The organism is Nitrosomonas ureae (genome assembly GCF_900206265.1).
Lineage (GTDB): Bacteria > Pseudomonadota > Gammaproteobacteria > Burkholderiales > Nitrosomonadaceae > Nitrosomonas > Nitrosomonas ureae_C.
This window is the reverse complement of the sequence record NZ_LT907782.1, coordinates 1,568,729-1,579,284: the sequence shown is the minus strand read 5'-3', so window position 1 is coordinate 1,579,284 and position 10,556 is coordinate 1,568,729. Positions and strand designations below refer to the sequence as shown.

Below are 10,556 nucleotides of genomic sequence, written 5' to 3'. Positions count from 1 at the left end.
TTGATTCATGTCCACTTCATCATCTGAAAAAATGTCTCCGGCAGAATTGCGAGCAACCATTGGTTTGGCTGGTGTGTATGGCTTGCGTATGTTTGGGCTATTTATCATTTTACCGGTATTTGCTTTTTATGCTGAGGACTTGCCTGGCGGCGACAATTATACGTTAGTCGGTATTGCATTAGGAGCATACGGTTTAACGCAAGCTATACTGCAAATTCCTTTTGGCTGGCTATCCGATCGTATTGGACGTAAGCCTGTCATATATCTGGGGTTGATTTTATTTGCTATTGGCAGCTTGATCGCAGCTATTGCGGTTGATATATATTGGGTAATAGTGGGGCGTGTCATCCAGGGTGCTGGCGCAATATCGGCTGCTGTAATGGCTCTTGCAGCAGATCTTACGCGAGAAGAGCATCGTACTAAAGCAATGGCGACGATCGGTATGACCATTGGTACAGTTTTTGCCATTTCTCTGATTGCTGCTCCGGTTCTAAATCAATGGATAGGCGTACCGGGGATTTTTGCTATGACCGGGATACTGGCGTTACTTGCGATGCTTGTAGTGAAGAAGATCATTCCTGATCCGCATATCAGTCGCTTTCACTCCGATACCGAAGTGTCACCTGCAAGCTTTGTAAGCGTATTGCAGAATAGGCAATTGTTGCGTTTAAATTATGGTATTTTTGCTTTGCATGCCACACTAATGGCGCTTTGGCTTGTTGTGCCTCTGACTCTACGGCAAGCAGGAATGGCGGCGAGTGATCATTGGCAGATTTATTTGCCTGTATTATTGTTGTCGATTGTCTTTATTATCCCGGCAATTATTTACTCTGAGAAGAAAGCCAAGTTAAAGCATGTATTTGTTGCAGCAGTCGCTATTTTACTGATAGGACAGGCATTACTGGCCATGATGTTTGATTCAATATGGGGTACGGCCATTGCATTATTGGTTTTTTTTACGGCATTTAATTTATTGGAAGCTAGCTTACCTTCCTTGATTTCCAAGATTGCACCCGTGGGTGCGAAGGGGACGGCAATCGGGGTATACAGCAGCACGCAATTTCTGGGCGCTTTTGCTGGTGCTGCGGCTGGTGGTTATTTATTCGGTACGCATGGAAGCTATGCATTATATATGTTCTGTGGATCATTGCTGATGGTGTGGCTGGTATTGGCTGCAACGATGAAATCCCCTGCTGCTGTGCGTTCCAGAATGTATCCTGTGGGTGAAATGGATATCGGCCAGTCTCAAGAACTATCGCGTCAACTTGCATCAATATCAGGTGTCCATGAAGCATTAGTATTGGTTAATGAGAGGGTGGCTTACTTGAAAGTGGACATGAAAGGCTTCGATGAAAAGAAAGTGATTCAATTGCTTGGGGAGAACATAAATGGCTTCAGTTAATAAAGTTATACTTATTGGTAATTTGGGAAAAGACCCGGAAACTCGCTATATGTCAAGTGGAGATGCGGTGACCAATATTACTTTGGCTACTACAGACACCTGGAAAGATAAGAATGGCGAGAAACAAGAGAGGACTGAATGGCATCGTGTAACTTTTTATCGGAAGCTTGCCGAAATTGCTGGAGAATATTTAAAAAAAGGTCGCTCTGTTTATATTGAAGGTAGGTTGGAGACCAGAAAATGGACTGATAAAAGCGGCGTAGAACGTTACACGACTGATATTATCGCCAGTGATATGAAAATGTTAGGTAATCGATCGGGAAGTGGTAGTTTTGAATCAACTCCTGATCACGAAGAAAGCCACTCGGTTCCTGCTAGATCTTCTTCAACTAAAAGCGCAAGTGGATTTGATGATATGGATGACGATATTCCATTCTAGTCAGATGAGTGAATAGACTTGGCTATGTCAGCTTTTATTCTTTACTTCAAAGGAAGCGAATCGATTGAAAATCGGCCCTTTGATGAGCATATTTAATATCTTGTTGTTTGCGGCGAGATACTTTGTTCACGCACGTTAGCGTTCATCAGGTAAACGAAATACTTCATTCCGAAGCTCGACGGAAGCTATGTCTGTTTGACGACGAGAAGGCAATGAAAACTCGATACTTGCAATATTACCACCAATCTCCCTGGCCATATTTCTAAATTCCAGTGCTAACATACATTTTGGAACAATAAATGTCTGCTTAAATCCAGATTTAAAATGAACAAGAATTTTCATGGCCTTCCCAAGTAAGTTTTATTTATTAATAAGTTAGTTGATAAATTAACAGCAATGATGCTGCTTCAACGACTTAAAAAAAATAAACTTTAGCCTAGAGTTATGATTCTTTTATGTTCATATTTATATGGGACGCCAATTGATATGAATTCATATCGAGGTTATCTCAGGATGTTATTATTTTAAATTGAAGCTTGCCATGAAACTGCGATCGATATAGTTTTTCCAAAGCCAAACCCACTTTCCATGGGTAAAAAAAGCACCTCGGGAAGCAACCGCATGACGTCCTCCTGTAGTTAGTAAGCTTAAGAAGAATCGTTGCGGCTTATAAGACTGAAGATGGGTATATCCCACTAATTGTGTCGAAATATTTTTAGCCAGAAGTGGTCCCTGACGGACTGCATAGACGCCCGTTTTGGGTAAGGGCATTGGTGTAAATGCTGCGCAATCGCCTGTTGCAAAAACATCTGGGTGTGAAATACTGCGAAGGTATTCATCAACTTGAATAAAGCCATTGTTATCGCATGCCAGTCTGCTTTTTCCCAACCAGGATTGCGCACTCGCATGAATGGCCCAAATGAGAAAATCATAGTCATGGCGTGTATAGTCATTGAGCACTAGTTGATGTTCGAGGGCAGAAACCACATATCTTCCCTGAATGAGTCGGATTCCGTGTGCTTGTAAAAGCTGATAAAAAAAATCCTGTACTTTCTTGTTGTATGACTTAAGGATATGAGAATCAGCGCAAATCAAGGTGAATTGTGCGCGAATTGGAGTTGTCTTTGCTATTCTATAGCGCAAAGCGAGTAATATTTCTATTCCAGCAGCACCTCCACCCACAATGACAATGCGCTGTAACCGACTTGACCGTGATTGGGTTGTATGCCAATGTTGCCACTGCTGCAAAAATTGCTTAATGGGTTTTACCGGGCAACCGTAAATAGTGGCCCCGGGGATGCTATGAAGTGCGGGTTGCGCTCCCACATTAATCGACAAAATATCATAACGTAACAAGAGATTATCTTGGCAATTGATTCGTTTTAGTGATGGATCTATATGTGCAACTTTGCCATGGACAAATCTTATACCGGCCCATTGGCAAAGTATTCTCAAATCGACATGACAATCCTCATATGAGTAATGTCCGGCAATGAGTCCGGGTAGCATGCCTGAATAGGGTGTCATCGTATCGCTACTGATAAGCGTTATGCGAACACCGGTAAGGGGCTTCATAGTTAGTCGTTTAATTGCAATGAGATGACTATGACCACCGCCGATCAGGAGCAAATCTTTATTTGTTTGTGTTAAGCCTATCATTATTAACTTTTTTGTGTTGCGTTCTTATTAGAAAAATGTGATAGTTCTCACCGCAACATTATAAGTTAATACAAAATACGATAAGGAAATTACCAACATGTTGCTTGGCTTCGAAGGTGAATATGGTATTGCATTGAAATTGAAACAGTATTTCATTCTGCTTCAATGCCTGGAAGCGGCTGGATAATTTATTTAATATTTTTGGGAGATTAGTTATGAATTTTATTAAAACGAGTACATTAACATCATGTCTTGTTCTTTTTTTATCCGTAGCGCTGTTAATTGGTTGCAAACCAATATTCGAAAAAAAGCCGATACCATCCAAAGATGATCAGGCAGCTGCTGCGCCAGCACCTGCATCAGCACCTGAACCTGAACCCGAACCCGAACCTGCGGCGCTTGCGACTACTGAGCCAGCCGGAATTGAAGATGTGCAAAGCTTGCAAAGCCTGGACTCAGCAGAAAGTGATATTGATGCTGTAGGTATTGACACTGAAACCAACGAAGTGCCAGCGCCTGTTGCTGATGATGGTGATGATATTGTAAAGCCTGATGCGGCAATGATACGCGATATTCAACAGGCGCTCGTGAATGCTGGATTTAATCCTGGACCGGTTGATGGAAAGAGTGGTGGTAAAACTACAGCAGCAATTGAAGCATTTCAAAAAGAAAATGGTCTTACACCTGGAAAGATTGATAAGCGGACATTACGTGCATTAGGTATTGAGTTTTAAAAGGTAGCATTTTATAAATACCAGGAACTATAAGTTTCTGGTATTTTTTATTGATGCATATTGACAATTAATCAATGAGTTGAAAAATATTTGCTATAGTGAGGGGTCATGGTCTATAGTTAAAGAACTTCTGAGCAGCTTTGTTCTTCATTGTGGTGGTTTAGGTAGGGATATTTCTGAGTCAACAAAATGTGGATTTTTCACTGTGTTCAAAAAGAGAGTAGTTAAAATACTTCATTAGGAACTGATTCTCAAGGTTTTTAAAAATAAAAAATTATAGTGATTAAGGCTGAGAAAATTTAGGTTTTGAGAATTCTTATAAGATATATTTCAAGTTTTTTTAATATGCATTAGTGTGTTTAATCTCTGCGGGTTTAATTCCCCGCCCCCTTGGGGCGAAAGCTGGTTGAAAACCAGCAGATTGTAGAGCGCAGTTAATACCCCGCTGCTTGCGGCGGGGTGCTTTATTTGAAAATTTTTTAGATAGCGGATGCAAGAAAGAAGATGCGAAAAGCACGGTTGATGCATATATATATTAATAATAGCAGCGTGTTTACACTGTAATGCAGCACAGATAGTTTTCGATGGTGTGCTAAATGATACGAGACGGGTTGATTGTCAGTTTTGTCTCGTGTTAATTGTGAATCAGATTTTTAATAATTTGTTTTTGAAGTACTTTTGGAGGTTATTCATGGGTGTTCCCTTACGTCAACAGATTGCGGTAGGTACGTATTTGATCAAGCAGAAATTAAGAGGAGTAAAAAAATACCCTTTGGTATTGATGCTGGAACCTTTATTTCGATGTAATCTGGCTTGTGCGGGCTGCGGAAAAATCGCACATCCTGAAGATGTGCTTGATCAACGTCTTTCCTATGAAGAGTGCATGCAAGCTGTGGATGAATGTGATGCTCCCATGGTATCGATCCCAGGTGGTGAACCACTGCTTCATAAAGAGATGCCGCAGATTGTGGCGGGTATTATTCAGCGTAAGAAATATGTTTATCTATGTACTAATGCATTGTTGTTAAAGAAGCGTATCGACGATTACACGCCATCACCTTATTTGACTTTTTCAATTCATTTGGATGGAATGCAAGAACGACATGATGCCTCAGTTTGTCAGGAAGGAGTTTTTGATCGTGCGGTTGAGGCGATTAAGCTGGCATTAAGTAAGGGTTTCAGAGTCACAGTAAACTGTACATTGTTTCAAGGCGAAACACCGGAAGATGTGGCAGAATTTCTGGATTATGCCATGGAGTTGGGCGTCGAGGCTGCGACGATTGCTCCCGGATTTAGCTACGAGAAAGCACCGCAACAGGATGTTTTTATTAAGAGTCAGGATACCAAGATATTATTCCGTGGTATTTTTGAGCTAGGTAAGAAATTAAAACGTAAATGGCGTTTGAATCACTCAGCATTGTATTTGGATTATCTTGCCGGGAATCAGGATTATGAATGCACTCCTTGGGGTAATCCGACACGCAATGTTTTTGGATGGCAGAAACCTTGCTATCTATTGTCAGATGAAGGTTACGCAAAATCCTTTAAAGAGCTTCTTGATGATACGCCATGGGAAAAATATGGAACGGCTAATAATCCGAAATGTGCTCAATGCATGGCGCACTGCGGGTATGAAGCGACAGCCGTAGAAGATACTTTGCGTCATCCATGGAAGGCGCTGATTGCATCACTCAAAGGACCTAGAACATCAGGATCTATGGTTGCCGAGCCAGTACCAAAATGGGCGGCAGCAGAAAACAAAACTCCAAAAAAGCTTTCCGATATATCAGTAACACTGGTTAATAAATAGACAGCGATTATACTAATTCTGTATTTTAAAATTTAGTGTGAGCAAGAATGTTGATGGAGTTAGTAATTTATCTGTCGGTCTTCGGCACCCTATGTTGGTGGCTGCTAGTACTACTTCCATGGCGTCCTTGGAGTACGCGCGAAAAAATTGAAATTTCAGTGCATAACAAAGCTATTTTCAGTGAGGACCTGAGTAATATCACCGTCTTAATTCCAGCGCGTAATGAAGGTCCCTATATCCGGCATACGCTACGTGGAGTTAGAGCGCAAGGTGAGAATGTGCATATCATTGTGATCGATGATCAGTCCGCGGATGACACGGCGGAACAGGCCAGACAGTGTGGAATACAGGTATTATCAGGCACTGTGCCGCCAGCGGGCTGGAGCGGTAAATTATGGGCGCTAGAACAAGGGTTGAAGAAGGTTAAAACGCACTATACATTACTGCTGGATGCTGATATTGAACTGGTTCCGGGGATTGTTTCTGAGTTACGGCGAAAAGCGAGTAATGAGAACTTGGCGCTGGTATCACTTATGGCTAAGCCACCTATGGACAATTTTATAGAGTGCTTGCTAATGCCAGCATTTATTTTTTTCTTCAAATTGTTATATCCCTTCGGACTGGCAAATAAACCGGGGTCTGGCATTGCTGCTGCGGCTGGTGGATGTATTTTGGTAGAAACGCAAGTATTGCGTTCCACAGGTGCTTTTGCCAATTTACATGATGCATTGATCGATGACTGTGCCTTGGCTGCACATATTAAGTGCACCGGGGCACGGACGTTTATTGGACTTAGTCATGCGGCGCGTAGTCATCGTGGCTATCATGAGTTAAGGCCAATCTGGGAAATGGTGGCACGTACTGCATTTACGCAGTTAAGATATTCACCTATTTTGCTTGTGATTTGTACCTTGATCATGACCTCCATGTTTTGGATGGCACCGTTTGCTTTTATGTTTTCGTCCGTTTGGGAAGTATATCTAGTAAGCATTCTGGCATGGGCTGCTATGTTTTTTACTTATGCGCCTACTTTAATTTATTATCAGCGTTCCCCGCTTTGGGTGGGTGCCTTACCGATTATCGGTATTTTGTATCTTGCCATGACTTGGACATCAGCATTGCGATATTGGCAGGGGGAGCGCGCTTCGTGGAAGAATCGTCGCTATGAGAGTAAAACAAACACTTAAATTGATAGGATGGTGTCTGATTTTAGTAATGCTGCTACCAATTCCTGCAGTGTTGAGTTCATCCGATTCAGAGACAAGCGGTCCAGAACAGGCTGTGGCGTATCTGCAGTCGTCTTTACTCGAGGTTATGCGAGAGGGCGATAAATTGGATTACGATGGGCGCTTCAAGTATTTACAGCCTGTCGTTGATCAGACTCATGATATCGACCTAATTATAAAAACAATATTGGGTACCACATATTGGTCGCAGCTTGATGATGTACAGCAAGATTTAATAGTTGAAACTTTCCGTCAATTGAGTATAGCAACATATGCGGGTCGTTTTGTTCAATATGAAGGTGAGCAGTTTCAGATCGTTGAGCAGCGAACCCTGCCGCGAGATCAAGTGTTGGTGCGCAGCCAATTGACTAAGTCGGATGGCGGTACAGTAAATTTTGACTATGTGTTACATCAAGTTGCAGGAGATTGGCGTATTGTTAATATCCTGTTTGACGGCGTGAGTGATCTGGCAATAAAACGTGGTGAATATCGTGCCATTCTGCAGCGGGATGGTTTTCAGGCGCTAATTGAAATGCTCAAGGAAAAAATTGCGTTGACACGACAGAATCCATAATGATTTTTATCTATTCTTTTTCAATGGATTGATAACACGTGAAAAATTCACTGGATTCTTCTGGTTATCGCTTTTTTGCGCGTTGGGCAGATATATCCTACCGCTACGCTATCTGGATTATTCTGCTTATTCTAACAGCGGTTACACTGAGTACATTCTATGTAGTTAATAATCTTGGTGTTCATACAGATACGACCGATATGCTATCCGAGGAGGTTCCTTTTCGCGCAAACCATATCCGTTATCGGCAATCGTTTCCTCAATATGAGGATACGTTATTGCTGGTATTGGATGCTCCCACACCTGAACAAGCACATATAGCAGCAAAACGTTTTACTCGTTATTTGCAAGATGATGTTACACAATTCCCAGCTACTTACTATTTAACCGGAGAGCCTTTCTTTGAGCAGAATGGCTTGTTTTACAAGGACCTGTCTGAGCTAGGCCGAATTACTGATTATTTGGCTGCGGCGCAACCACTGATCGCACGTTTGGCTGATAGTCCAACTTTATCCACATTTTCTTCGGTTTTGACAGATGCTGTTGAAGAATTGCGCAAGGGGCGGAAATTAGAACTGGAGCCAGTGCTCAGTGGTATCAGCGCAACATTGGATGCTCGGCTCGCGGGAAAATCCCGGGCACTATCATGGCAAGCGTTATTGGGTGGTGAAGCACAAAAAGATACCTATCAGGAATTGATTGTCGTAAAGCCCAAGCTTGATTATTCTCAAATATTTGCTGCTGAAGGGCCTATTGATGCAATTCGCACAACAGCGCAGAAGATGGGGTTTGCTCCAAATGCAACTGAAAAATTGCGTATTACGGGAGAGGTGGCACTGGCCCATGATGAACTCAATAGTGCAATGCACGGAACTCAAGATGCAGGATTGTTGGCACTTATCATGGTTGCTACGGTACTGCTGATTGCATTTCGTTCTGTAGGGGCAATCTTTACAATCATAATGAGTTTATTGCTCGGTTTGCTGTTGACAGCTGCTTTTGCAACTGTTGCTGTCGGCTATTTAAACCTGATCTCTATTGCATTCGCGGTATTATATATAGGATTGGGTGTTGATTTTGCGGTTCACTTTCTGCTCCGGCTTGAAGAGATCAGAAGAACTGATCAAACTGTTGTTCCAGAGGCAGTATATAAAACAGGCGGCGATATGGGACAATCGCTGCTCATCTGTGCGCTGACTACTGCGATCGGTTTTTATGCATTTATGCCAACGACTTATCGAGGTGTTGCAGAGTTGGGTTTAATCTCCGGAACAGGGATGCTCATAAGTTTCCTGATTACGATCACGATGATACCTGCCTTACAAAGATTTTTTCCGATTCAGATCAGAAAGCCATCTTCCCCGGTTCAATTAGTCGATAAGATACTGGACCTGCCAGGGCGTTCGCACAAGCTCGTGTACAGCGTGACCACTATTGCTATTCTGGTGTCTATTTTGGCATTGCCACAGATCAAGTTCGATTACAATTTATTGAATCTGAATAATCCGAGTGTAGAATCAGTTAAAACTTTTCAAGAGTTGTTGAAAAGTACGGAGGATTCACCGTGGCATATCAATATATTGGTCGATGATTTTCAGGAAATAGGGCAAATAGCACAGCAGCTGAGCACCTTGCCTGAAGTTAAAAGAGTTATCAGTATATTGGATCTGGTGCCTGACGAACAGGAAGAGAAGAGTCTTTTGATCGAAGAGATGGCGATGATTCTGGGGCCCATTTCTTATTCTCCTACCGCATTTTTGATTCCGAGTCCGCATACTGTTGCGGAGCAGAGAATGGCACTGGATCAGCTAAGAATCGCACTAAGTGAGTTCATTGTTGAGCGACCGGAACATGCGGCTGCAGTTTCTGCTCGTGCATTGCAGGAGTCGATTGCGAATCTGCTCGTGCAGCTGGACAAACCTGCACTGGAAAATAGCGAAGCAAAACAACAATTATTGCTTGCAGTTAATAATGATTTGCTTAGCTTATTACCGGGTGCTATCAAGCGCCTACAGTTGGCGTTGGAAGCGCAACCATTTTCACAAGAAGCATTGCCGTCATCGGTGACTGAGCTTTGGTATGGTAAGGATAATGTGTATCGTATTGCAGTTTATCCATCAGAAAATATTAATGATAATGATGCCTTGCGCCGATTTGTTCGCGCTGTGCAAAAAATTACCCCCAATGCAACGGGGGTCCCTGTTATTAGTTTGGAAGCGGGAGAGGCGGTAGTCGATGCATTTTTTCATGCGTTCTCGCTCGCCCTGATTGGTGTCATATTAACGATCTGGATTATGCTTCGAAGCGCTACTGCTACTTTTATGGTGCTAATTCCGCTATTAATTGCAATATTGTTAACTGGAGCCAGTACGGTATTGATGGATCTGTCGTTTAATTTTGCCAATATTATCGCGTTGCCGTTATTGCTGGGAATTGGTATCGATAGTAGCTTGCATATGGTATATAGAAGCCGAAGTGCTGGCGCGGATTATGAAAATCTCCTACATACTAGCACGGCACGCGCTATTTTCTACAGCGCACTGACGACGCTGGTAGGATTTGGGAGTCTTATATTCTCCATTCATCAGGGTACATCCAGTATGGGGCAACTGTTAACTATTGGATTGCTGTTGATTTTAGTCTGCGTTCTGATTATTTTGCCGGTATTGCTGCAATCAGCAAGCGGCAAGAAAGAGATTAGTGCGTAAATCT

General features: G+C 42.5%; 9 protein-coding genes. 7 read left to right on the top strand and 2 right to left on the bottom strand.

What is annotated here, in order from left to right; genetic code table 11:
- Window positions 1-7 precede the first annotated feature (7 nt).
- Together CPG39_RS07315 and ssb are read left to right on the top strand one after the other, a co-directional pair.
- Window positions 8-1,402: an MFS transporter gene (locus tag CPG39_RS07315; protein ID WP_231990237.1), complete on the top strand. Its 1,395-nt coding sequence runs from the start codon at window positions 8-10 to the stop codon at window positions 1,400-1,402.
- On the top strand, window positions 1,389-1,841 hold the full coding sequence (gene ssb, locus CPG39_RS07310) for a single-stranded DNA-binding protein (protein WP_096292704.1): 453 nt from the start codon (window positions 1,389-1,391) through the stop codon (window positions 1,839-1,841). The genes CPG39_RS07315 and ssb overlap by 14 nt, the downstream gene beginning before the upstream one ends.
- 135 nt (window positions 1,842-1,976) lie before the next feature.
- Here the strand turns inward: ssb and CPG39_RS07305 are convergent, their stop codons facing one another.
- Window positions 1,977-2,183 (bottom strand): hypothetical protein, encoded by a 207-nt coding sequence (locus tag CPG39_RS07305; protein ID WP_013646699.1) that lies wholly within the window; start codon window positions 2,181-2,183, stop codon window positions 1,977-1,979.
- A gap of 177 nt (window positions 2,184-2,360) precedes the next feature.
- Window positions 2,361-3,500, bottom strand: coding sequence for an FAD-dependent oxidoreductase (locus CPG39_RS07300; protein WP_096292703.1), 1,140 nt, complete (start codon window positions 3,498-3,500; stop codon window positions 2,361-2,363).
- Between the two features lie 215 nt (window positions 3,501-3,715).
- On the opposite strand from CPG39_RS07300, the gene CPG39_RS07295 reads away from it, so the two are divergent.
- The 5 genes from CPG39_RS07295 to CPG39_RS07275 all read left to right on the top strand — a co-directional run bounded on the left by CPG39_RS07295 (window position 3,716) and on the right by CPG39_RS07275 (window position 10,552).
- Complete coding sequence (locus CPG39_RS07295) at window positions 3,716-4,234, top strand: peptidoglycan-binding domain-containing protein (protein WP_096292702.1); 519 nt, start codon at window positions 3,716-3,718, stop codon at window positions 4,232-4,234.
- Between the two features lie 691 nt (window positions 4,235-4,925).
- Window positions 4,926-6,044 (top strand): adenosyl-hopene transferase HpnH, encoded by a 1,119-nt coding sequence (hpnH, locus tag CPG39_RS07290; RefSeq protein ID WP_013646702.1) that lies wholly within the window; start codon window positions 4,926-4,928, stop codon window positions 6,042-6,044.
- Window positions 6,045-6,097: 53 nt separating this feature from the next.
- Window positions 6,098-7,231 carry a glycosyltransferase gene (locus CPG39_RS07285; RefSeq protein ID WP_231990236.1) on the top strand — a complete coding sequence of 378 codons (1,134 nt, stop codon included), beginning with the start codon at window positions 6,098-6,100 and terminating at the stop codon, window positions 7,229-7,231.
- Complete coding sequence (locus CPG39_RS07280; RefSeq protein ID WP_041362119.1) at window positions 7,209-7,844, top strand: ABC transporter substrate-binding protein; 636 nt, start codon at window positions 7,209-7,211, stop codon at window positions 7,842-7,844. The genes CPG39_RS07285 and CPG39_RS07280 overlap by 23 nt, the downstream gene beginning before the upstream one ends.
- A gap of 38 nt (window positions 7,845-7,882) precedes the next feature.
- Complete coding sequence (locus CPG39_RS07275; RefSeq protein ID WP_096292700.1) at window positions 7,883-10,552, top strand: MMPL family transporter; 2,670 nt, start codon at window positions 7,883-7,885, stop codon at window positions 10,550-10,552.
- Window positions 10,553-10,556: the final 4 nt, after the last annotated feature.